Source organism: Polaribacter sp. Hel1_33_96, assembly GCF_002846595.1.
Taxonomy (GTDB): Bacteria; Bacteroidota; Bacteroidia; order Flavobacteriales; family Flavobacteriaceae; genus Polaribacter.
Genome location: NZ_PJMV01000001.1, coordinates 2304635 through 2328078, shown reverse-complemented (window position 1 = coordinate 2328078; position 23444 = coordinate 2304635). Strand labels below are relative to the sequence as shown.

Sequence of the window (23444 nt, the reverse complement as noted above, 5' to 3'; positions counted from 1 at the left end):
AAAAAATGCACGCTAGAAATACCACTAGAGTAAAAAAACACAGATTTAGATTGCATAAAATAGTTGTAAAGTGAAGAATAGCCTTTTTTTAGGTTTAAAATTCTGTTAAACAAAAATTTCGTTTATTAAAATTTTGTAACTTTGTTTTTAGTATGAGACAAGTCTTCCGTAAAATAATGTCAATTTTAATGGCTTTTGTAGTGTTATTTTCTACAATGTCATTTACGATTAATATGCATTATTGTGGCGATACTTTGGTAGAAACTGCTATGTTTCAAAAAGCAAAAGGATGTGGTATGGAAATGCAAAAGCCTTCTACTGAAGCTTGTGCCTTTGCAAAAAAGAACTGTTGTAAAAATGAACAATTAGTTCTTGAAGGGCAAGATAAATTACAATCTCAAATTGATGTCATTTCTTTAGAACACCAGATATTTATTGCATCATTCGTGTATACTTACCATAACCTTTTCTCAGGTTTCGATAGGAATATATCGCCTTATGAAGTATACAAACCACCACTCGTCATAAGACCCCTATACAAGCTAGACGAGACCTATTTAATTTGATTTTTAAACAATAGATTATATCATCCTATAACTTGCATGTTATAAGGGTGAATTGTTGTGTTCGGTATTTTTCTAACACGAATGTGTAACTGTTTAATAATCAAAGCTAATGCTAAATAAAAGCATCAAATTTTTAATAGAAAATAAATTGGTAGCGGTGCTGCTATTCGTCCTTTTTGTGGGATGGGGAACTATTAATGCACCTTTCAATTGGGATACAGGATTTTTACCAAGCAATCCTGTAGCCGTAGATGCTATTCCAGATATTGGTGAAAACCAACAAATTATCTTCACAAAATGGGATGGTCGTTCACCACAAGATATAGAAGACCAAATTACCTATCCTCTAACGACTTCTTTACTCGGTATTCCTGGTGTAAAAACGATTCGTAGTTCTTCTATGTTTGGGTTTTCAAGTATTTATATCATTTTTGAAGAAGATAAGGAGTTTTATTGGAGTCGTAGTCGCATCCTCGAAAAACTGAATTCATTACCAAGCGGATTATTACCCGAAAATGTTAATCCTGCTTTGGGTCCAGATGCCACAGGACTAGGACAGATTTTTTGGTATACACTTGAAGGGCGTGATGAAAACGGAAACGTTACAGGTGGTTGGGACTTACAAGAGTTAAGAAGCATACAGGATTACTATGTAAAATATGCATTGTCATCTGCAAGCGGCGTTTCTGAAGTAGCCTCTATTGGCGGTTACGTAAAGGAATATCAAGTAGATGTAGATCCGGAGTTGATGCAACAATACAATATTGATTTAAGTGAAGTTGTAAAAGCAGTCAAGGAAAGTAATAAAGACATTGGTGCACAAACCTTAGAAATTAACCAAGCAGAATATTTAGTGCGTGGGTTAGGCTATGTGAAATCTATTGAGGATATAGAAAACGCAGTGGTTTCTTCTGAAGATTATACATCCATACGAATTAAAGATATAGGTAAAGTATCGTTAGGTCCTGCAGCACGCAGAGGCTTATTAGACAAAGAAGGTGCTGAAGTTGTTGGCGCCGTTGTAGTAGCCAGATATGGAGCTAATCCGATGGAAGTCATTAATAATGTAAAAGAAAAAATCAATGAGTTAAGCGCAGGATTACCTTCTAAAGTGTTAGCAGATGGTAGAACCTCTCAAGTCACGATTGTTCCTTTTTATGACAGAACAGAATTAATTCAAGAAACATTAGAAACACTAAATGAAGCATTAACCTTAGAAATTCTAATAACCATTCTTGTGATTATCATTATGGTATTTAATCTACGAGCTTCTATATTAATATCAGGTCTTTTGCCCGCTGCTGTGTTGATGGTGTTCATAGCCATGAAGCTTTTTGGTGTTGATGCTAATATTGTAGCACTTTCTGGTATTGCTATTGCTATTGGTACAATGGTCGATGTAGGCGTCATACTTTCTGAAAACATTATTAGGCACCTCGATGAAGACGATGGTAAACTACCAATAAATACGGTAGTTTATAATGCTACAGCAGAAGTCTCTGGTGCCATAGTCACAGCAGTAATGACAACGATCATTAGTTTTATTCCAGTCTTTACGATGATTGGTGCAGAAGGAAAATTATTTAGACCATTAGCGTATACAAAAACCTTTGCTTTAACCGCTTCAATTATTGTGGCTTTGTTTTTAATTCCGCCTTTTGCTGCCTTTTTATTTCGAAGAAAAAGCATAAAAAAGAATTTCAGTTACATTATAAACGCAGCTTTAATTTTGGCGGGAATATTAGGAGTTATCTATAGTTATTGGTTAGGCGTTATTTTGATAGGTTTTGGAATTACAGGCGCATTAAAACTTCAAGAAAAATTAAATGAAAAGCTTACGAATGGTATCAATATCATCATTTCCGTAGCTGCAATTGTATTTCTTCTAGCTGAATATTGGAGACCTTTAGGTGTAGATAAAAGCATCTTTTGGAATCTCATTTTTGTAAGTATTATTTGCTTTGGATTATTAAGTGTTTTTATTTTATTTCAGAGGTATTATACACGTATTTTAAGATGGTGTTTAGATAACAAGTTGTTGTTCTTGTCAGTGCCAACAGCTATTGTTATTGCTGGATTTTTTATCATGAAGAATACTGGTAAAGAATTTATGCCCTCTTTAAATGAAGGCTCATATTTATTAATGCCAACCTCAATGCCACATTCTGGTGTTGAAGAAAATAAGCGTGTTTTACAACAATTGGATATGGCGGTAGCTAGTATTCCAGAAGTTAAAACGGTAGTTGGTAAAGCAGGTAGAACCGAATCTGCTCTAGACCCAGCACCATTATCGATGTATGAAAACATTATTCAGTATAAACCTGAATATATGCTGAATGCCGAAGGGGTTCGCCAGCGCTACAAAGTTAATGATGATGGCGAATATGTATTAAAAAACGGAATGGCATTGCGAGCGGAACAACGCGAAGCTTGGCAATCTTTCAATGCAAAAGAACAACTCATTTCAGATAATGATGGTGAGTTTTATCGGAATTGGCGACCAGAAATTAAATCACCAGATGATATTTGGAATGAAATCGTAAGAGTTACCAAATTACCTGGTGTAACGTCAGCACCAAAGTTGCAGCCCATTGAAACTAGATTAGTGATGCTTCAAACAGGAATGCGAGCACCTATGGGTATAAAAGTAAAAGGGCAAGATTTAAAACAAATTGAGGCATTTGGAGTTCAATTAGAAAACATACTTAAACAAGCTGAAGGTGTCAAACAAGAAGCAGTTTTTGCAGACCGTATCGTTGGTAAACCCTATTTGCTAATCGATATTGATAGAGCCAAAATTGCGCGCTACGGCATAAGCATACAGGATGTGCAAGATGTATTAAAAGTTGCTATTGGTGGTATGGTATTAACCCAAACCGTTGAAGGTCGAGAACGCTACGGAGTTCGTGTGCGCTATCCGAGAGAATTACGTGCTAATCCAACCGATTTAAAGCAAATATATATTCCTGTTGCAAAAGGTAGTTCAGTACCATTAAGTGAATTGGCAGCCATTCGATACGAACAAGGTCCGCAAGTTATTAAAAGTGAAGACACGTTTTTAGTAGGCTATGTTTTATTCGATAAATTAGATGGTTTTGCCGAGGTGACTGTTGTTGAAAATGCACAGGTTTTAATTCAGCAAAAAATTAATTCAGGTGAATTAATAGTGCCAAAGGGCATCAACTACAAGTTCACTGGAACTTACGAAAATCAATTAAGAGCAGAAAAAACGTTATCAGTTGTAGTGCCCTTAGCTTTAGTCATTATCTTTTTGATTTTATACTTTCAATTCCGTTCTGTCACTACATCGCTTATGGTATTTACAGGAATCGCGGTAGCATTTGCAGGTGGTTTTATAATGATTTGGCTCTATGGTCAAGATTGGTTTTTAAACTTCAATTTCTTGGGGGAAAATATGCGAGATTTACTTCAAATGCACCCTATTAATTTAAGTGTAGCCGTTTGGGTTGGGTTTATAGCCTTATTTGGAATAGCAACCGACGATGGTGTAGTTATGGCGACTTATTTAAAACAAACCTTCGCCAGAAATACGCCAGAAAACAAGAAAGAAATTAGAGCATCAATAGTTGAGGCAGGAGAAAAACGTATTCGTCCGTGTTTGATGACTACAGCAACAACGATACTGGCTTTATTACCTATTTTAACATCAACAGGACGAGGAAGTGATATTATGATTCCTATGGCAATCCCAAGTTTTGGTGGCATGCTAATCGCTTTAATTACATTATTTGTTGTTCCAGTTTTGTACAGCTGGAAACAAGAATTTCAACTTAAAAGAACAGCAAAATGAAACATAACAAGTTCAATATAAAATTAGTCTTGGCTCTTGGTTTTTGTTTCTTGGGTCTTTTAGGAAATGCACAAGAATTAGAAACCTTTATTGAAGAAGCATTAGCAAATAATCCAGAAATTCAAAAGTTTGAATTGCAATACAATATTGCTTCTGAAAAAATAAATGAGGTAAATACGTTACCAAATACTGAATTTGGTATAGGTTATTTTTTAAGCGAACCAGAAACACGCACAGGTGCACAACGCTTTAAAGTTTCAGCTAAACAAATGTTGCCTTGGTTTGGCAATATTACTACAAGAGAGAATTATGTGAGTGCTTTGGCAAATGCTAAATACGAGGATATTGTTATTGCTAAGCGGAAACTAATGGCCTCAGTTTCAAAATCCTATTACAATCTCTATGCAAATAAAGCGAAACAGGCAGTATTAAAAGAAAACATCAAATTATTGGATACCTATGAAACATTGGCGTTGACTTCCGTTGAAGTTGGTAAAGCTTCAGCAGTTGATGTATTACGATTACAAATGCGTCAGAATGAAATGCAACAATCATTAGCTATTTTAAGGCAACAATTTCTTTCTGAACAAACCACTTTTAATAAACTCTTAAATCGGGACAAAGCTATTATAGTCAATGTGATATATAAATTGAATATTCCTTCAGAAGATTTTGAAATATATTTGGAAAATTTAGCATTACATCCTGAATTACTTAAATATGATAAGCTCTATCATTCAGTAGAACAATCTGAATTGTTGAACCAAAACGAAAGCAGTCCAATGGTTGGTTTTGGATTAGATTATATCAGCGTAGACAAGCGTCCTAATATGGATTTTAGAGATAATGGTAAAGACATTATTATGCCAATGGTTTCATTATCAATACCTATTTTTAACAAAAAATACAAATCGAAAAGCAAGCAAAACGACTTGCAACAGCAGGAAATTGAATTCCAAAAACAAGAACGATCGAATACGTTAGAAACCCTTTTAAATAAAGCGATTAACGATAGAGTTTCATCAAGAATACGACATGCCACCCAAACAAAAAACTTAAATCAGGCGAAAGATGCAGAAGAAATTCTCATTAAAAGCTATGAAACAGGTACGATTGATTTTAATGATGTATTAGATATTCAGGAATTACAATTGAAGTTTCAAATGAATCAAATAGAAGCGGTAAAGACCTATTATGTGCAAACCACGATTATTAATTATCTAACTCAGCAATAATGACAAATACTTATCATATACACGGAATGACTTGTAAGGGTTGTCGCAGTCATGTTGAAGAAACACTATCACAAGTAGAGGGAGTTTCAAAAGCTAGGGTTGATTTAGAAAAGGCAGAAGCCACAATTGAAATGGAATCACATATTTCATTAGAAAGTTTTCAAGAAGCCTTAAAAAATGATGGTGATAGATATAGTATTCATAATTCAGTAGAGGATCATCAACATTCTAAAGAAGAAAAAAAAGAACAACTAATAGGGAAAGGTACAGGGGTGTTTTATTGTCCAATGCATTGCGAAGTCGATAAAATCTATAATAAATCAGGCGTTTGTCTTGTATGCGGAATGGATCTGGTTGAAGAAATTAGCTTAACCTCGAAAAGCACAGAATTCACTTGCCCAAAGCACCCAGAAATCATGAAGGATGAACCAGGTTCGTGTCCCATTTGCGGCATGGATTTAGTCGCTTTGGAAGCAGATGTTTCCGAAGAAGATAAAACATATAAAAGGCTTTTAAAAAAGTTTGGGATTGCAGTCGCCTTTACTGTGCCGATATTTCTAATAGCAATGTCCGAAATGATATATAACAATCCTTTGTATGCTATTTTAGATCAAAAGCAATGGAATTGGATTCAATTTGGATTGTCTTTTCCAGTGGTTTTTTATGCCACTTCGATGTTTTTTAAACGTGCCTGGACTTCTATTAAAACAGTGAATCTAAATATGTTTACGCTTATTGGAATTGGTTCTGGTATAGCGTGGCTATTTAGTGTTTTTGCCATGTTGTTTCCTGAGGTGTTTCCGCAAGATTTTAAAACATCTGATGGTAACGTATTTGTGTATTTTGAGGCTGCTACTGTCATTCTTACATTAGTGTTATTGGGCCAGTTATTAGAAGCAAGAGCACATAGTCAAACCAGTGGTGCTATAAAAGAATTATTAAAGTTAGTGCCATCAACAGCGACCTTGGTTGCAGATGGTGTCGATAGACTAATAGCTATTGATAAAATTGAACAAGGTAATTTATTACGTGTAAAACCTGGAGAAAAAATACCCGTTGATGGCAGTATTACAGAGGGGTATAGTAGTGTTGATGAGTCCATGATTACTGGTGAGCCTATTCCTGTAGATAAAAATATTGGTGATAAAGTCAGTTCAGGAACAATTAACGGCACAAAGTCGTTTATAATGAAAGCTGAAAAAGTAGGTTCAGAAACTTTACTTTCTCAAATTATTCAGATGGTAAATACAGCAAGTCGTTCAAAGGCCCCTATTCAAAAATTGGCGGATAGAATTTCTAAATACTTCGTTCCTATAGTATTATTAGTTTCGTTAATAACCTTTACTGTTTGGGTGAATTTTGGTCCAGAACCACCTTATGTTTATGCTTTTATAAATGCAATTGCGGTATTAATTATTGCTTGTCCATGTGCGTTAGGTTTAGCGACACCAATGTCAGTAATGGTTGGAGTTGGAAGAGGTGCACAATCTGGTGTTTTGATTAAAAATGCAGAAGTATTAGAGAAAATGAATACAGTAGACATATTAATTATAGATAAAACAGGAACGATTACAGAAGGAAAGCCATCAGTTGAAAAGGTAATAGCAACTAGTGCTGTGAAAGAAACTAAGTTAGTACATTACATAGCATCCTTGAACCAATATAGTGAGCATCCTTTAGCCGAAGCAATCGTGAACTATGGTAAATCAAAAAAAGTATCAATTAGTAAAGTAAACGATTTTGAAGCTATTACAGGTAAAGGTGTTATTGGTAAAGTCGGTGATAAAAAAGTGGCTTTAGGAAATGCCAAACTATTAGAACAATTCTCTATTGTCATAACTGAAAGTTTAGCAAAAGAAGTAAAGGCTGAACAAGAACAAGGAAAAACAGTATCATACATAACAGTAGAAAATGAAGCGGTAGGTTATGTTACTATTTTCGATGCTATTAAAAAAACAAGTCAAAAGGCTATTAAAGAATTACAAAATAATGGTGTTGAAGTCATCATGTTAACTGGAGATAATAAGAATACAGCTAAAGCGGTAGCGGAACAGTTAAATTTAAAACACTATAAAGCCGAATGTCTTCCGGAAGATAAACTCAAGGAAATAAAAACACTTCAACAACAAGGCAAAATTGTTGCGATGGCAGGCGATGGTATTAATGATGCACCCGCATTAGCACAATCCGACGTCGGTATCGCTATGGGAACTGGCACAGACGTAGCCATTGAAAGTGCAACAATAACATTGGTTAAAGGCGATTTACAAGGGATTGTAAAAGCTAAAAAATTAAGTCACGGTGTGGTTAAAAATATAAAACAGAACTTATTTTTTGCATTTGTTTATAATGTGGTGGGCGTTCCAATTGCCGCAGGTGTTTTATATCCGATTTTTGGCTTATTACTCTCTCCAATGATCGCGGCATTAGCCATGAGTTTTAGTTCAGTATCAGTAATAGCCAATGCATTAAGATTGCGAAATATTAAAATATAATTATATAATCATGAAGAATTTAATAATAGTACTTGCAGTAATACTATCAGTTTTGAGTTGTAAAAATGAAACAAAACAAACCGATAAAGAGCAACATGAAAATCATGTTACCCCAGTAAAAAAAGAAGAAGCACCAAAAAAGAAAGTATTAAGTCCGCATACATCTGCTATGGCAATGATTGGGGATGCTCATATTCATATAGATTACTCATCACCGGGAGTTAGAGGTAGAATTGTTTTTGGAGGATTAGTTGGTTATGACAATGTGTGGCAAGCTGGTGCACATAATGCCACGTGGATAGAAACTAATAAAGATTTAGTTATAAATGAAGAGCTGCTACCAAAAGGAAAATATGGATTTTTTACAATTCCATCGAAAGACGATTGGACTATAATGATTAATAAAAATTGGAATCAACACGGTAAAGATGATTATGATCAGAATGATGATGTTATTCGATTTAAAGTAACACCAAATATTTCTGAAGAAATTACCGAGCATTTAGACTATAAAGTAAATAAAATTAGTGCAACAGAAGGCACTATTTCTCTAGCCTGGGAAAAGGTAACAATTAGCTTTCCTTTTAAAATTAATAACTAATTATGGTAAATAGGCATACAGCATTAAAAATTAGAAAAACACATCGTTATTTGGGTCTGTTTCTCGGGATTCAATTCTTGTTTTGGACCATTAGTGGTCTATACTTTAGTTGGACAGATATTGATGAGATTCATGGAGACCAATTTAAAAACTTGGAATATGAACCTAAGGCATTTAATGACCTTATTAGTCCATCAGAACTTAATGTTTCAAAAGGAGTTAAAACTATTGAATTGAGGGACATTAATAATTTGCCATATTATTGGATTAACAAAAAGCAGCTATATAATGCGATTGATGGGAGTTTAAAAACTAAAATCACAAAAGAAGAAGCTTTATATATAGCAAAGCTCAATCTAAAAAGTGGATTAGTAGTAGCGTCTATTGAACAGATTAATGAAACAGGCAAACACCACGAGTATAGAGAGAAACTTTTACCAGCTTATGTAATCTCGTATAAAACAGATGAAGCAATTAAGGCTTATGTATCTATTAATGATGGAAAATTTCAAACAGTAAGATATAGAGCTTGGCGTTGGTTTGATTTTTTATGGATGACACATACAATGGACTATGAAGGGAGAGATAACTTTAATACAATTATATTAAGAGCCTTTTCGCTTTTAGGACTGATCACTGTATTAAGCGGATTCTTGCTTTGGTTTACATCATCACCATCAGTTAAAAAGTTATTTAAACGAAATAAAAAATAAGAGATGAAAAAGATACTAATTTATGTTGTAATATTAGCTATTGGCTTACTTTTAGGTTGGTTCCTTTTTGGCGGTTCATCTAATAATGAAACAAATCCTAATCACGATACAATTCAAGAAACGAATAAAATGTGGACGTGCTCAATGCATCCACAGATTATGCAACAAGAAGCTGGTAATTGTCCTATTTGTGGAATGGACTTAATTCCTGCGACAAGTACTTCTGAAGGATTAAGAGTAGACCAATTTAAGCTTACTGAAAATGCAATGGCATTGGCGAACATCCAAACGTCTGTTGTCGGAAATGGTAAAATAGAAGATAACACTATTAAATTATCTGGAAAGATTGTAGAAAATGAAGAAGCTAATGCCGTTCAGGTCAGTTATTTTTCAGGGAGACTAGAGCAACTTAATGTAAGTTTCACGGGTGAAGAAGTGCAGAAAGGTCAACTACTGGCAACCATCTATTCCCCAGAATTATATGCAGCGCAGCAGGAATTAATAATAGCAGCATCGTTGAAAGAATCGCAGCCTGAATTATACAAAGCAGTGCGTAATAAACTAAAACTTTGGAAATTGTCTGAAAGTCAGATAAATAAAATTGAAGAAACGGGTAAAGTAAAAGAAAACTTCCCTGTGTATGCAAACGTTTCTGGAACCGTTTCAGAAAAATTAGTAGCACAAGGCGATTATATCAAACAAGGGCAATCGTTACTTAAAATTGCAAATCTAAGTACCGTTTGGGCAAATTTTGATGTGTATGAAAATCAAATCAACTTATTTAAAAAAGGTCAAGACATTACCATAACTACCAATACGAGCGCTAATAAAGAATTTAAAGGAAATGTAGATTTTATAGATCCTGTTTTAGATACTAGAACGAGAACCATAAAATTAAGAGTTGTACTTAACAATAAATCTGATGTATTTAAGCCAGGACAATTTGTAGAGGGAAAAATAAAAGGAATCACATCAAATAAAGGTCAAGTATTAGCAATTCCATCAACTGCGGTTTTATGGACAGGTGAACGTTCTGTGGTGTATGTAAAACCAAATCCTGACCAGCCTGTTTTTGAAATGCGTGAAATTACGCTAGGCAATCAAATTGGTGATAATTATGAGGTTTTAGAAGGTTTGAATAATGGCGACGAAATAGTAACAAACGGTGCGTTCACCGTGGATGCAGCAGCGCAATTACAAGGAAAAAAATCAATGATGAATAAAGAAGGCAAGAGAGTGATGACAGGTCATGAGGGACATCTTGGAATGGAAGAAACTGCTTCAAAAAACGTTGAGAAGTATTCCAAGGGGAGTGAACGCGTAAAAGTGTCAGTTGCCTTTCAAAACCAATTGAAAGCAGTTTTTGATGATTATATTAAGTTGAAGGATGCTTTCGTAAAAGAGGATTCAAATAATGTAATTATAGAATCAAAAAGACTATTAGATAAATTATCAAAAGTTGAGATGAAACTAGTAACAGATAAAGAAGCTCAGAAGCACTGGATGTCATTGGAAAAAGAAATAAAAATAGCAGCAACTTCAATTTTAAACACAGCTAAAATAAAACGACAAAGAAATAATTTCAAAAGTCTTTCATTAGGCTTAACGAATGCGATTGAGGTATTTGGGATTAATGAAAAGGTATATCATCAATTTTGTCCTATGGCAGATAATAATAATGGTGCATTTTGGCTGAGTAAAGAAAAAAAAGTAATTAATCCTTATTTTGGGAGTGTAATGCTAAACTGTGGAGAAGTAAAACAAGTGATAGAATAATATTAATTAAATTTTTAAATAATGAAGAAAGTAATTTTGAGTGTAGCTGTAATAATAGCGATGAGTTTGATAAGTTGCAAAAACGAAACCAAACAAAAAGAAGTAACATCAACTACCGAAGTATCTAAAGAAATAGCTATGACAGACCTGTCTTTTGGAGTGAGAGGAAACTGCGGAATGTGTAAAAATACCATCGAAAAAGCAGCCAATGGTGTTGAAGGAGTTGCGAAGGCAACTTGGAATGTTGATAAAAAGAAAATTGAGGTGTCTTTTGATGATACAAAAACAAATTCAGAGGCAATTCATAAAGCAATTGCGGCGTCTGGTTATGATACTGAAAAAGTTTTGGGAAATGCAGAAGCTTACGAAGGTTTGCCAGGTTGTTGCAAATACGACCACGAAATGGTAATGAATCAAGCTGTTGAAATGAAAGAAGATGACCATTCAAACCACAATCATTAGAAACTAAAAATTAAGAGTCCTTTTTAGGGCTCTTAATTTTTTTTTACAATCCTAAGCTTTTTTTTTAGCTATTTGCGGTTTGCAGCCTCTTTTTTTAGTAAGTGTTTTGTAATATGGAATATCTTATGATTTAAGTCTTTTTGAATGTATTCTTTAATCAATGCTGGCATATGTTTTTTGAATATGTCTTCGCAAATTCATTGAGTTCAAATATTTCAATTATTAATTCTCTTTGAGTGGTGTTTTGGGCTTAGAAATAATTAAACAATTCCATTTTCTATCAATAATGTAAAACTCATAATCTTAGTAGATTCTTAATGGCCTCATTTACATGAATTAGGAAGTTATATATCCAATATTTCAGTGGGATAGTGATTAAAAATAGACTTATTTACAAGTCAAAATTATCATTTTCGTTGGCAAAACGAAAACCTAGCTTTTCAATTCGCTTTCGTTCTTTGCTATTTTCTTGCAGTGCAGGATTTGTATGGTTAAAATGAATAAAAATAATTTTATTTTTAGTAGCTAAAGTTTCGTGTTGAAATAAGGTTGTAGTTTCTTGCACGAATGGATGAGGAACTTCAGACATAGCTCTTTTTACTTCATACTGATTTAAAAAAGTGGCATCTAAAAAAGCATAATCTATTTTTTTAACTTCTTCAATAATATTTTTATGCCATGTTTTCCATTTATCAATATCGGGTATAAACAAAGCTGTTTTTTTTGAACCTTCAATTTTGTAACCTACAGTTTCAGAAAATTCATCTCTATGTGGCACTAAAAAAGGCGTTACTTTTAGTTTCTGATTTAAAACCATGGTAGAATCGTGCTGTAAATTTTTAAGAACAATATTTTGAAGAGAAACCAACTGACTCCATGGACCGTTATTCGTTAAAAAATTTTTCATTTTTGGCATTGTAAAAACAGGAATGTTTTTTTTACCATAAGCTTCTCGTCCGAAATACATTAGGCCGGTATAATGTCCAATATGAGCATGTGTTAAAAATACGCCATCAATAATGGCTGATTTTTTAAGATGATTTTGTTCCAACTTCGCTAATTGGGTATGCATATCAGGAGTAGCTTCAAACAACCATTTTTGTTGATTCTCTAAATCAATCAAACCCAAAGAAACGACACTTTTTCTGTCTTTTTTTTCATCGTAAAAATCAGCACAACATATTTTTTGACAACCAATATGGGGGTAACCTCCATCTTGCGCAACTCCTAAAATAGTGATGTATTGTTTGAGTTCTGTTCTTTCATTGCAGGTAAATAAACTTAATGCAATGCTAAAATAAATTAGTTTTTTTATCATCCTTATTCTTAATTTAGGACAAAGACTATTATGCCTTCATGGTCAAAGGTTGTGTAATTGTTTTCTTGAATGATATTAGCTGCTTTAAACCTATTTCTAAAAACTTTCCATTCTTTAGTTTCCTTCATTTTCTTTAAAGCTTCATTAAAAGAAACAAGATAATGCAGTTCGTCCTCAATACTGAAAGCTCCAGTAGACACGAAAACAGGGTTATTTAAATTACTTGTTATTTTATGTGCGGGAAAAATTCTTCCATGATTATTGATTGTTTTTGGGTCTTCTTTATCTGACCATGTTTCTTTGTATTGCGGTATCCAATTATTGTTTTCAAATAACCCGTAATAACCAACAGACGATCCATTTCTGATAAGAAAATCGTTGGCATTTAAAAAGGTGGTGATATTTTCTCGTGCTTCATTCTTAGTATTAGCTTTGTAATCGACCCAAATTATGTTAATAGGTTCTAAAATACTTTTGCCTTTTTGTTTTATGCCTATCCAGTTTGCAATAGCATCTACTTCTAGTTTTCTTTCATTAAACATCCACATTCCAAAATCAAAGCTAATGGTTTCATTACGATTGTTAAAAACGGTAATATTGTTCCTTAAATTTATTGCTTTTTTTTGATATTCTAAATACGGTTGTTTCTTTGAACAAGAGAAAATAAACATAATTAAAAATGCAGAAAATATATTTTTCATGAAACAGTATATAATTTTTAAATCTACAAAAAAAGCATCAATTATTAAATTGATGCTTTTTAACTATTTTAATACTTTTTAAAACTACACAAAAACTCGCCATCCATAAAAATCCTTTGCTTTGTTTGTTTGTATATCTGTTATTTGTTTTTTTAGTTGCGCCGCAAAAGGATTGTCTAACTCTGGTAAGTCATAATCTTTTTCTTGATATCCAAAACCGGCTATTGGCGATATTACGGCAGCAGTTCCGGTTCCGAACATTTCTTTCAACGTTCCATTTTTAGCAGCTTCTACAACTTCTCCTACAGAAATTTTTCGAACCTCTGTGCTAATACCAGCGTCTTTTGCAATTTGCAAAATACTTTTACGAGTAATGCCATCTAAAATACGATCGCTTGTTGGGCTCGTAATTAAAGTATCATTTATTCTGATAAAAATATTCATTGCACCTGCTTCTTCTATAAATTGGTGGGTATTGTCATCGGTCCAAATTACCTGATTGTATCCTTTTTCTATTGCCAATTGAGTTGGGTAAAATTGTGCGGCGTAATTACCGCCAGCTTTGGCAAAACCAACACCACCATTTGCAGCACGTGCAAATTTTTCTTCAATTAAAACTTTTACTTTACCAGCAAAATAAGCACCAGAAGGAGCTGTACAAATTATAAATTTGTAAGCATCTGCAGGTGAAGCATGAAAACCATTACCTGAAGCAAATATAAATGGTCTTATGTATAAGGAACTTCCCTCATTTTTAGGAATCCAATCGCTATCAACCTCCAGTAGTTTCGTTAAACCTTCCATGAAAATATCTTCAGGGATTGGAGGAATAACCAAACGTTCCGCAGATTTATTTAAACGCTTACAATTTTCTAAGGGTCTAAAAAGCATCATATTTTCATCAGCATCTTTGTAGGCTTTCATCCCTTCAAAAATAGATTGTCCGTAATGAAAAATTTTGGCAGAAGGATCTAAAGTTATTGGCGAGTATGGTTTAATTACCGGAGTTTGCCATTCACCATTCTTAAAATCACATTCTAGCATGTGATCAGAATACACACTACCGAAAGGTAAATTATCAAAATCTACAGAGTCTATCTTCGATTTTTCTACACGTTGAATTTCTATCTTCGATTTCATTCTTTTTTGTTGATTAATTTCAGAAACAAATGTACATAATTTATTTATCCATTGTCTATGAGCACTTGCAATTTTCTTACATTTGTAGTAATTCTACTAAATTTGAATACGATGAAAAATTTGATTAAATTTTGTGCAGTTACTTTGTTGATTTTTACAGGGTGTAAAAATGAAAAAGTAGCCAATGAAACAAAGCAAGAGTTAGTGCAAGAAATTATAGCGTTTGATTCTTTTGGAACTAAAATAACAAAAGATGCAGCATTAAATTCAGATGAAATGTTAGCAAAGTATTACGATTTGAAAGTAGGTGATACAATTAATATGAAATTTTCTTCGACCATAAAGGAAGTTTGTTCTAAAAAAGGCTGTTGGATGAAATTACTTTTAGATGATAAGACTGAAACCATGGTGCGTTTTAAAGATTATGGTTTTTTTATGCCTTTAGATGCTAATGATAGAGAAGTTATTGTTGAAGGTAAGGCTTTTGTGCAAAAAACTTCTGTAAAAGAATTACAACATTATGCAGAAGATGCGGGTAAAACCAAAGAAGAAATTGCAAAAATTACAGCACCTAAAACTGAATTTTCTTTTGAAGCGAATGGCGTTTTAATGAAAAAAATATAAAGACTTAAAACAAATATTAACTCAATACGTATGAAAAGAGAAATATTAATTACTTCAGATGGTTCTTCAACCATCCATTTACCAGATTGGAATGAACAATATCATTCCAAAAATGGTTCCATTAATGAAACGTATCATGTTTTTATTAATAGTGGATTAAAAGAAGTTTTATCTGATGAAGTTTCCATTCTAGAAATAGGTTTTGGTACTGGTTTAAATTGTTTTATTACGTATTTAGAAAGTAAAAGATTAATTGATTATGTCGGTGTAGAAGCTTATCCTGTTATTGCTGAAGAAGTTGAAAAAATGAATTTTATAGCTGTGTTAGATGCTGAAAAAGATCGCACAGTTTTTAGTAAAATACATAATGTTTCTTGGAATGAAAAACATCAGATTACAAATGATTTTTCACTCACAAAAAGAAAACAATTTTTTGAAGATATTGATGATAAAGATACTTTCAATTTAATTTATTTTGATGCATTTGGCGCTCGTGTTCAACCACAATTATGGACTGAAGATATTTTTTTAAAAATGTATAATGCATTAAAAAATGACGGAATTTTAGTTACTTATTCAGCTAAAGGAAGTGTAAGAAGAGCCATGCAGGCTGTAGGTTTTGTCGTAGAACGTTTACCTGGTCCTCCGGGAAAAAGAGAAATGCTAAGGGCAAGAAAAGTGGTGGGCGTTTAGCAGTGTTCATTTATAAATGGCAATTTAGTTGGGTCTTTGAAGAATGACTAGATTTGCTTATTATATTAATTACAGATACAAATGGAATTTAAAAGAAAGTTTGGTAGACAGAAAGAATCAAAACCTACAAAAGGATTATTGCTTGTTTTACTATTAGTTATTGTAGTCGTTCTTTGGTTTAAGGCAGACGAAATAATGAATGCATTGTTTTAATGGTAGAAAAATTAATTTGAAATCGTGGTAGTAGAAAAAATTATTTTAGGCATTGATCCCGGAACGACCATTATGGGTTTTGGACTTATAAAAATAGTGGGTAAAAAGATGGAGTTTATTCAGATGAATGAATTACTTCTTAAAAAATATGACGACCATTACCTAAAACTAAAGCTTATTTTTGAGCGCACAATTGAATTGATAGACACTTACAATCCAGATGAAATTGCTATTGAAGCACCTTTTTTTGGAAAAAATGTGCAATCTATGTTAAAGTTAGGCAGAGCGCAAGGAGTTGCGATGGCCGCAGGCTTGTCCAGAGAAATACCAATTACAGAATATTTGCCAAAGAAAATTAAAATGGCAATTACAGGAAATGGAAATGCTAGTAAAGAACAGGTAGCTTTAATGTTAAAATCTTTATTAAATTTACAGACCCTGCCCAAAAATTTGGATGCCACAGATGGTTTAGCAGCAGCAGTTTGTCATTTTTATAATTCAGGAAAGGTAGTTGGAGGTAAAAGCTACACAGGTTGGGCGAGCTTTGTGAAACAAAATGAAAAACGAGTTAAGAAATAATATTTAAAATAAGTAAGTTCATGAGTTAGAAGATTAATAACTCCAGTGAATTGGCAGTTAAGCAACTGCAAACTTAAACTGCAAACTTAAACTGTAAACTTAAAATTATATTGGCCGGAATCTACATTCACATACCATTTTGCAAGCAAGCTTGTTTTTATTGCAACTTTCATTTTTCAACATCTCTAAAAAAGAAAGAAGAAATGATTGCTGCTTTAATTCTTGAAATCGAATTAAGAAAAGCTGAAATACAAAACGAAATCATTGAAACAATTTATTTTGGAGGTGGCACTCCTAGCGTTTTATCGGTGAATGAAATTCAATTGTTATTGGATGCTATTTATAAAAATCATGCAGTTATCGATCATCCAGAAATTACTTTAGAAGCAAATCCTGATGATTTATCAGAAGTTAAAATCATTGAATTTTCGAAATCACCGATCAATAGACTAAGTATCGGAATTCAATCTTTTTTTGAGAAAGATTTAAAATTGATGAATCGAGCGCACAACGCACAAGAAGCAAGAGAATCTTTGTCTATAGCAACGCGATATTTCGATAATATTTCGGTAGATTTAATTTATGGCGTTCCAGATTGTACAGATCAAGAATGGTGTGAAAATATAAAAATTACTTTAAGTTTCGGAGTGTCACACATTTCTAGTTATGCACTTACGGTAGAGCCTGAAACAGCTTTAGAACGTTTTATAGAGAAAGGAGTTATTAAAAATGTAGATGAGGATAAAGCAGAAGCACAATTCAATATTTTAATTGATGAATTAACCAAAGCTAATTTTATACATTACGAAACTTCTAATTTTGGAAAAGAAAATTTCTTTAGCAAAAATAATTCTTCTTATTGGTTAGGGAAAAGCTATTTGGGTATCGGACCCTCCGCGCATTCTTTTGATGGTAAGCGGAGAAGTTGGAATGTACAAAATAACACAAAATATATTAAAAGTATTGCCCAAAACGATTTGCCGATTCAAAGAGAAACGCTTTCTGTTACAGATAGATATAATGAATATGTTATGACTGGTTTACGCACAATTTGGGGAGTTTCTTTCAATAAAATTGATACAGATTTTGGAGAAAATTACACGAAATATTTAAAGATGCAATCGAAAAAATACATTGAACAAAAATTATTGTATATTGAAAATAAAGTTTTAAAAACAACCCATAAAGGAAAGTTTTTATCTGATGGAATTGCATCCGATTTATTTATGATAAACTTGATTTAAAAAAGTAATTTATACCACAAATGAAAGCAATTATTGAATACAACTCAAGAAAAATACAAATCGATGTATCAAAACCTCTAGATATTTCTATACCTATAGATACTTCAAAACAAAATGTAAATGCTTGGTATATCGAGGATCCAAAAATTGCTCCTGAAAAAATAGATGATTATGAGGTAAGTGTTGCAAATGGTGCAGTAGTTAATTTTAATACCATTCATTTTAATCCTCATGCACATGTTACACATACAGAATGTGTAGGGCATATCACTGAAAAAGTGCATTCTATTAATAAAAACTTAAAACATTATTTCTTTGTTGCTGAGGTAGTTACAATAGCTCCTTTGCATCATAATGGAGATTTTCTAATTGGAGTAAAACAATTGAGAACTGCCTTACGAAACAAGAAACGGGATGCTATCGTAATTCGTACATTGCCCAATTTAGAGGATAAAAAGAGTATGCAGTATTCAAATACAAATCCAACGTATTTATCTGAAAAAGGGGCTATCTATTTAAGAGAAAAAGGAATTAAACACTTGTTAATTGATCTCCCTTCTGTAGATAAAGAAAAAGATGAAGGAAAATTATTGGCTCATAATGCTTTTTGGAATACAGCAGGAGAAGTAAGAATGGATGCCACAATTACAGAGCTTATATACGTTCCAAATACTGTTGAAGATGGAGAGTATTTATTGAATTTAATGATTGCTCCTTTTGAAAATGATGCTACACCCAGTAAGCCCATGCTATATAAAATTATGAAGTAATTTATTATGAAAAATTTTAAAAAGAGATATATTTTCTATGCAGTTGCAGTAATAACCATAATGCTAATAAAGGGCGCTATATACTCAGATGTTTCTTTAGAAGAATTAAAAAAGGAATACACAAACGAAGCTTCTAAATTTATAGAAATTGATGGAATGCAAGTGCATTACAGAGACGAAGGGCAGGGTTTTCCGATCGTTTTAGTGCATGGTACTGCCTCTTCCTTGCATACTTGGAATGACTGGACAAAAGACCTCAAAAAAAAATATAGAGTTATTAGAATGGATTTGCCAGCATTCGGAATTACAGGTCCCAACAAAAATGCAGATTATTCCATAGAAAATTACACGTATTTTTTACAACAGTTTTTGATGAAAATAAATGTTGCTAAATTTCATTTGGCAGGTAATTCTTTAGGAGGTAATATTGCGTGGAACTATGCCGCTGAACATCCTGAACAAATAGAAAAATTGATTTTAATTGATGCAAGTGGCTTACCAACAAATAAACCACAGCCTGCTGTATTTAAGATGGCAAAAACACCTGTGTTAAGTTCCTTGTTTTTGTATGTTACACCGAAGTTTTTTATTAAAAAAAATATGGAAGAAGTATATGCAGATAATAGTAAGGTTACAGATGCTATAATTACGCGGTATCATAAAATGGCTTTGAGAGTGGGTAACAGACAAGCCTTTATAGACAGAGCAAAAACTGATTTTAAATTAGGGGCAAAAGCAAATTTAGAAAAACTAAAAAGTATACAAACTCCTTCATTATTAATTTGGGGAGCTCAAGATTCTTGGATTCCATTGGATAATGGCAAACAAATGGACCGTATGCTAACAAATTCTAAATTAGTTATTTTAGAAAATTCTGGTCATGTGCCTATGGAAGAAAATCCAGCTGAAAGTTTGGAGGCTTTGAATGGTTTTTTGGAGTATTAGGCTCTTCTTTTTTTCAAAACTAATCAACTAAAACCACTTCTTTCTTTTAAAATACCAAACAGAAATAAGGGTAATAATTACCATAGCTGCTAGTAAAATAAAGTAGCTGTATTTAAATTTAAGTTCTGGAATATTCTCAAAGTTCATTCCGTAAATTCCTGCTAAAAAAGTTAACGGAATAAAAATGACGGAAAAAATAGTCAATGTTTTCATTACTTCATTTAAACGATGACCTTGTATACTAAAAATTAAATTTATTTTGCTTTCTAACTCTTGTAATTCAAAATCAATATTAGAAATCAAGTTGGTAGTTTGTTCTTTTAATTCGCTAAAATACTTCACCTCAAAACCATCAATTTCCATTTTTTCTAATTTAGTAATGGTATCTTTTAAGCTCAAAGTTGCTTTTTTAAAATTGAATAATTCTTGCTTTCTTTTTTCTACTAAAGAAGTAAATTCTGGAGTTGGTTTGATGTGCGTAGAGTTTAGCTTATCAGCACTTAGTTCTGCATTTTCTTCATAAGTGTCCTGATAATTATCAACAATAGATTCTAACAATAAAAACAATAAATAATCAGCTTTCTTCTTTCTAACAATACCTTTGTTTCCCTCTAAACGCTCCCGAATCCAATTAAAATAATCACCCGATTTTTCTTGAATAGACCATAAAAAATCCGAAGAAACAATAAAAATCATCTGTTCAGAATCTGATTTTTGACTTTCTGTTATTAAAACACGTGTGGTAACAAATAATAAGTCATCTAGCAAGATTACCTTGTTGGGATGCTCTTCATCGCTCAATAATTTTATTAAAAAATCGTCTAATTTATTTTGATAAATAACTTTTTTATAAGCTTCTTGGTAATGAATGCCATAGGTGTTTACCCATTTTATAACTCCTTTGTTTTCTGTTAATTTAATTTCTGAAATTGCTGTAAAATCAGTTTTTTCATAAATATTATTAGAATAGCTAATTAGGGATGTATTGTCTAAAAATTCATTTTCCATCGTATAAAATAGTTGTAAATTTGATAGATAAAGATACTTTTTAAATTGGAAAAAAAAGATTTTTAAAACGAAGAGTTTATGCACATAGTATAATTTCGCAATTTTTGTATCGCAAAAAAAAAGGAGTCACAGAACATTTTCTCATAAAGTTTGTTCACGTAACTAGAATCGTTAGGTTTATATTCATTTTTTCTACTTCTAGCTTTTTAATGAGTTCTCCAGGTATCAATCCATAACGTTTTCAAATACTTTATTGAAATTGAACGGCTATTTAATCCTGTAGCATATAAACTTCACTAATAGTTTTCAATTTTGTTCATTGCCGTCTTTAATTCGTGCCCGTCCATTAGTGGCATTCATAAATCGGTTAAGATAATGTCATACTATGTTTTTTAGCAAATTTTAATGCTTGTACTCGATCAAATGCGATCGTACAGTTTAGTATTGGAGATAATAATTCTTTTAGATAACCAATCATCTATATGCTGGCATCTACAATTAATTTTAAACCTTAGCGATAAATTATCGAAATTAAAAACAGAAAGTATGTTTCATGCTTATATATCATTTCATTACTTCTTTCAGAAACGAATTCATATAAGATAAACTGAATAGAAAAGCCGTCAAGATTTTATTAAGTATGCGTTCACTAGCAATAAATCATGCAAATTGTTAAAAGCAATATTTTTGTAACTAATGCAGTATTTGTTCTTTAGGCTAGTTGTGTGCAATTAAAAAAGACATAAAGCAAAGTATAAAGGTAATGCTAATCATGGTGCTAAAAATCACACACACTTTTAGTTGTTCTTCATTGTTTCTTTTCGTTATCAGCTATCTCAAATTTTATAGCCATAATCATTACTAATAATATTTTTGCCGAAAAAAAGTACCGCAGGTAATAATATAAAAAAAGCGACTGTAGCAACAAGTGCAATTAAAATACCTCCTGCAATAGCAGCTAGAGTTTCTGTTTTGTTATTTTTGTTATTTTTCATTCCCCTGTTTATTAGATTCTCTTATTAGTTTATTTGAACAATTCTTATACTCTGCAGTAATAAAACGTTATTTTATGATTACAGTTTCAACTATCTCAGACTTGTTGCGTCAAAGATAGTTTATAATGCCACCTTGTTCATTAGGTTATTTTCTTAGTTTATAATCTAAAAATAAATCTTATTTCGTTTATCAACAAAATTTAGACGTATGCATTAATAATTTCCTATGGGATAAGCATTACAATATGAAAAACGATACTACAGCAAAAAGTGTAATTAAAATACCTCTTGCAATAACGGTTAGAGTTTTTGTTTTTTTATGTATTTCTTTTTTCATTCCCTGTTTATTAAATTCTTTTATGAATATATTTTAACAATTCTTATACTCTTCAGATGCTAAACTAAATTTTATAACTAATTAAGAATGTCACAATCATAACGATTAATAGCACAATCTTCCAAACAATTTTTGAATCTTCTGATATGTCCCTAGTATCTTCTGAAACAAAAATTTTATTAGTCGGTATTTTAAGAGGTCCAAAATTATCTAAATTCCAATTTTCTTTGAATATTTCTTGAACTATCGAGTTTTTCTCCATTTTGCCTGCTTTTATGCATCTTAATTCAAATTTGTCTTTTTGAGTATACCTATTCGAAAGCAAAATTATTATTGAATTTTATTTTTGATGACACTCACCAAATCATCAATATTTACTGGTTTTGTTAAATAATCTTCGGCTCCAAGATTCATACCAATTCTAATATCCCTTTTTTCGCCTTTTGCAGAAAGAAAAATTAATGGAATACTTTTTGTTTTCTTCTCTTTATTCAGTTTTTCAAACATTTCAAAACCGTTCATTTCTGGCATGAGTATATCAGAAATAATAAGATCTGGCTTTTCTTTTAAAGCCATTTCAAAACCAATTTCTCCGTTTTCAGCCTGAAAAACGGTGTATCCCTCCATTGTTAGAATATCAAAAATTTCTTCTCTAATGGATAATGTATCTTCAACTATTAAAATTTTATACATAATATGTGTTTGGCTTTTTTGGAATTTTTACAATAAAGAAAGTTCCATTTCCAATATTTCTATGAACAATTATTTTTCCTTCAATAAGATCTATGGCATCTTTTACAACCGATAATCCAAGACCTGAGCCTTGAATTAAATCTACGTTTTTTCCTCTAGCAAAAGGTTTACATATATCTGAAAGCTCTGCTCTAGGAATTCCAATACCAAAATCGGTAACTGAAATAATGGTATAATTGTCTTCAGAAGAAAATTTCACAGCATTACTAAGTAGGTTTATAAAAATATTTCGTCCTAATTTTTCATCAATAAAAATAGTTACGTTTTTTAATTCTTCGGGATCAATTAATATTAATTTCTGCGAGTTTTTTATAGCATTACTTACTTCATCAACTATTTCACACATAAATCCCCCTAGATTAATCTCTAATGGATTGTATTTGTTTTTACTAGCTTCAGTCTGTCCAATAATTAAAATATCATCAAACAATTTAGTCATATGTAATACTTGATTTCCTATTCTCT

Annotated in this window: 22 protein-coding genes; 14 read left to right on the top strand and 8 right to left on the bottom strand. The window is 32.1% G+C overall.

Annotated elements, in window-relative coordinates:
* Window positions 1-152: 152 nt before the first annotated feature.
* The 8 genes from ATE90_RS10105 to ATE90_RS10070 all read left to right on the top strand — a co-directional run bounded on the left by ATE90_RS10105 (window position 153) and on the right by ATE90_RS10070 (window position 11659).
* Window positions 153-566, top strand: coding sequence for an HYC_CC_PP family protein (locus tag ATE90_RS10105; RefSeq protein ID WP_297801438.1), 414 nt, complete (start codon window positions 153-155; stop codon window positions 564-566).
* A gap of 109 nt (window positions 567-675) precedes the next feature.
* Window positions 676-4377, top strand: coding sequence for an efflux RND transporter permease subunit (locus ATE90_RS10100; RefSeq protein WP_101451357.1), 3702 nt, complete (start codon window positions 676-678; stop codon window positions 4375-4377).
* Window positions 4374-5612: a TolC family protein gene (locus tag ATE90_RS10095; RefSeq protein WP_036787485.1), complete on the top strand. Its 1239-nt coding sequence runs from the start codon at window positions 4374-4376 to the stop codon at window positions 5610-5612. The genes ATE90_RS10100 and ATE90_RS10095 overlap by 4 nt, the downstream gene beginning before the upstream one ends.
* Window positions 5612-8107: a heavy metal translocating P-type ATPase gene (locus tag ATE90_RS10090; RefSeq protein WP_101451356.1), complete on the top strand. Its 2496-nt coding sequence runs from the start codon at window positions 5612-5614 to the stop codon at window positions 8105-8107. Before ATE90_RS10095 ends, ATE90_RS10090 begins: the two co-directional genes overlap by 1 nt.
* Window positions 8108-8117: 10 nt before the next feature.
* Complete coding sequence (locus ATE90_RS10085; protein WP_036787480.1) at window positions 8118-8708, top strand: DUF2911 domain-containing protein; 591 nt, start codon at window positions 8118-8120, stop codon at window positions 8706-8708.
* 2 nt (window positions 8709-8710) lie between these two features.
* Window positions 8711-9421 carry a PepSY domain-containing protein gene (locus tag ATE90_RS10080; RefSeq protein WP_036787478.1) on the top strand — a complete coding sequence of 237 codons (711 nt, stop codon included), beginning with the start codon at window positions 8711-8713 and terminating at the stop codon, window positions 9419-9421.
* Window positions 9422-9424: 3 nt separating this feature from the next.
* Window positions 9425-11197 carry an efflux RND transporter periplasmic adaptor subunit gene (locus ATE90_RS10075; RefSeq protein ID WP_036787476.1) on the top strand — a complete coding sequence of 591 codons (1773 nt, stop codon included), beginning with the start codon at window positions 9425-9427 and terminating at the stop codon, window positions 11195-11197.
* 21 nt (window positions 11198-11218) lie between these two features.
* Entirely contained in the window at window positions 11219-11659 is a 441-nt protein-coding gene (locus ATE90_RS10070) for a heavy-metal-associated domain-containing protein (protein WP_036787473.1), read from the top strand.
* 391 nt (window positions 11660-12050) lie between these two features.
* Here the strand turns inward: ATE90_RS10070 and ATE90_RS10065 are convergent, their stop codons facing one another.
* The 3 genes from ATE90_RS10065 to ATE90_RS10055 form a co-directional block, all read right to left on the bottom strand.
* On the bottom strand, window positions 12051-12977 hold the full coding sequence (locus ATE90_RS10065) for an MBL fold metallo-hydrolase (protein ID WP_036787470.1): 927 nt from the start codon (window positions 12975-12977) through the stop codon (window positions 12051-12053).
* Window positions 12978-12985: 8 nt separating this feature from the next.
* Complete coding sequence (locus tag ATE90_RS10060; protein ID WP_036787466.1) at window positions 12986-13678, bottom strand: hypothetical protein; 693 nt, start codon at window positions 13676-13678, stop codon at window positions 12986-12988.
* Between the two features lie 84 nt (window positions 13679-13762).
* A complete protein-coding gene (locus tag ATE90_RS10055) occupies window positions 13763-14818 on the bottom strand; it encodes a branched-chain amino acid aminotransferase (RefSeq protein ID WP_036787463.1) in 1056 nt (351 codons plus the stop codon).
* A gap of 111 nt (window positions 14819-14929) precedes the next feature.
* Between ATE90_RS10055 and ATE90_RS10050 the strand changes: the two genes are divergently transcribed.
* From ATE90_RS10050 to ATE90_RS10025, 6 genes are all read left to right on the top strand, one after another.
* Window positions 14930-15442 (top strand): DUF4920 domain-containing protein, encoded by a 513-nt coding sequence (locus ATE90_RS10050; RefSeq protein WP_036787460.1) that lies wholly within the window; start codon window positions 14930-14932, stop codon window positions 15440-15442.
* Window positions 15443-15472: 30 nt separating this feature from the next.
* Entirely contained in the window at window positions 15473-16135 is a 663-nt protein-coding gene (mnmD, locus tag ATE90_RS10045) for a tRNA (5-methylaminomethyl-2-thiouridine)(34)-methyltransferase MnmD (protein WP_101451355.1), read from the top strand.
* Window positions 16136-16372: 237 nt separating this feature from the next.
* Window positions 16373-16927, top strand: a complete 555-nt coding sequence (gene ruvC, locus ATE90_RS10040) for a crossover junction endodeoxyribonuclease RuvC (protein WP_036787456.1) — start codon at window positions 16373-16375, stop codon at window positions 16925-16927.
* A gap of 110 nt (window positions 16928-17037) precedes the next feature.
* On the top strand, window positions 17038-18171 hold the full coding sequence (gene hemW, locus ATE90_RS10035) for a radical SAM family heme chaperone HemW (protein ID WP_036787454.1): 1134 nt from the start codon (window positions 17038-17040) through the stop codon (window positions 18169-18171).
* Between the two features lie 20 nt (window positions 18172-18191).
* The gene (locus ATE90_RS10030; protein ID WP_036787451.1) at window positions 18192-18941 is read left to right on the top strand and encodes a cyclase family protein; all 750 of its coding nucleotides are present in this window, start codon (window positions 18192-18194) and stop codon (window positions 18939-18941) included.
* 6 nt (window positions 18942-18947) lie between these two features.
* On the top strand, window positions 18948-19886 hold the full coding sequence (locus ATE90_RS10025) for an alpha/beta fold hydrolase (RefSeq protein WP_052107579.1): 939 nt from the start codon (window positions 18948-18950) through the stop codon (window positions 19884-19886).
* A 27-nt stretch (window positions 19887-19913) separates the two neighbouring features.
* On the opposite strand, the gene ATE90_RS10020 is transcribed toward ATE90_RS10025, so the two are convergent.
* The 5 genes from ATE90_RS10020 to ATE90_RS10005 form a co-directional block, all read right to left on the bottom strand.
* A complete protein-coding gene (locus tag ATE90_RS10020) occupies window positions 19914-20894 on the bottom strand; it encodes a magnesium and cobalt transport protein CorA (protein WP_036787448.1) in 981 nt (326 codons plus the stop codon).
* 836 nt (window positions 20895-21730) lie between these two features.
* On the bottom strand, window positions 21731-21889 hold the full coding sequence (locus tag ATE90_RS13585) for a hypothetical protein (RefSeq protein WP_156105389.1): 159 nt from the start codon (window positions 21887-21889) through the stop codon (window positions 21731-21733).
* A gap of 401 nt (window positions 21890-22290) precedes the next feature.
* On the bottom strand, window positions 22291-22488 hold the full coding sequence (locus tag ATE90_RS10015) for a hypothetical protein (RefSeq protein ID WP_036787445.1): 198 nt from the start codon (window positions 22486-22488) through the stop codon (window positions 22291-22293).
* 68 nt (window positions 22489-22556) lie between these two features.
* Window positions 22557-22919 (bottom strand): response regulator transcription factor, encoded by a 363-nt coding sequence (locus ATE90_RS10010; RefSeq protein WP_036787442.1) that lies wholly within the window; start codon window positions 22917-22919, stop codon window positions 22557-22559.
* Entirely contained in the window at window positions 22912-23418 is a 507-nt protein-coding gene (locus tag ATE90_RS10005) for a sensor histidine kinase (protein ID WP_036787439.1), read from the bottom strand. The genes ATE90_RS10010 and ATE90_RS10005 overlap by 8 nt, the downstream gene beginning before the upstream one ends.
* Between the last annotated feature and the right edge of the window lie 26 nt (window positions 23419-23444).

Coding starts and splice junctions, on each gene's coding strand:
- ATE90_RS10055 (WP_036787463.1), bottom strand. CDS start 14,818: ATGAAATCGAAGATAGAAATTCAACGTGTAGAAAAATCGAAGATAGAC.
- mnmD (WP_101451355.1), top strand. CDS start 15,473: ATGAAAAGAGAAATATTAATTACTTCAGATGGTTCTTCAACCATCCAT.
- ATE90_RS10075 (WP_036787476.1), top strand. CDS start 9,425: ATGAAAAAGATACTAATTTATGTTGTAATATTAGCTATTGGCTTACTT.
- ATE90_RS10050 (WP_036787460.1), top strand. CDS start 14,930: ATGAAAAATTTGATTAAATTTTGTGCAGTTACTTTGTTGATTTTTACA.
- ATE90_RS10085 (WP_036787480.1), top strand. CDS start 8,118: ATGAAGAATTTAATAATAGTACTTGCAGTAATACTATCAGTTTTGAGT.
- ATE90_RS10070 (WP_036787473.1), top strand. CDS start 11,219: ATGAAGAAAGTAATTTTGAGTGTAGCTGTAATAATAGCGATGAGTTTG.
- ATE90_RS10030 (WP_036787451.1), top strand. CDS start 18,192: ATGAAAGCAATTATTGAATACAACTCAAGAAAAATACAAATCGATGTA.
- ATE90_RS13585 (WP_156105389.1), bottom strand. CDS start 21,889: ATGAAAAATAACAAAAATAACAAAACAGAAACTCTAGCTGCTATTGCA.
- ATE90_RS10010 (WP_036787442.1), bottom strand. CDS start 22,919: ATGTATAAAATTTTAATAGTTGAAGATACATTATCCATTAGAGAAGAA.
- ATE90_RS10105 (WP_297801438.1), top strand. CDS start 153: ATGAGACAAGTCTTCCGTAAAATAATGTCAATTTTAATGGCTTTTGTA.
- ATE90_RS10060 (WP_036787466.1), bottom strand. CDS start 13,678: ATGAAAAATATATTTTCTGCATTTTTAATTATGTTTATTTTCTCTTGT.
- ATE90_RS10065 (WP_036787470.1), bottom strand. CDS start 12,977: ATGATAAAAAAACTAATTTATTTTAGCATTGCATTAAGTTTATTTACC.
- ATE90_RS10020 (WP_036787448.1), bottom strand. CDS start 20,894: ATGGAAAATGAATTTTTAGACAATACATCCCTAATTAGCTATTCTAAT.
- ATE90_RS10080 (WP_036787478.1), top strand. CDS start 8,711: ATGGTAAATAGGCATACAGCATTAAAAATTAGAAAAACACATCGTTAT.
- ATE90_RS10095 (WP_036787485.1), top strand. CDS start 4,374: ATGAAACATAACAAGTTCAATATAAAATTAGTCTTGGCTCTTGGTTTT.
- ATE90_RS10005 (WP_036787439.1), bottom strand. CDS start 23,418: ATGACTAAATTGTTTGATGATATTTTAATTATTGGACAGACTGAAGCT.
- ATE90_RS10015 (WP_036787445.1), bottom strand. CDS start 22,488: ATGGAGAAAAACTCGATAGTTCAAGAAATATTCAAAGAAAATTGGAAT.
- ATE90_RS10100 (WP_101451357.1), top strand. CDS start 676: ATGCTAAATAAAAGCATCAAATTTTTAATAGAAAATAAATTGGTAGCG.
- ATE90_RS10090 (WP_101451356.1), top strand. CDS start 5,612: ATGACAAATACTTATCATATACACGGAATGACTTGTAAGGGTTGTCGC.
- ATE90_RS10025 (WP_052107579.1), top strand. CDS start 18,948: ATGAAAAATTTTAAAAAGAGATATATTTTCTATGCAGTTGCAGTAATA.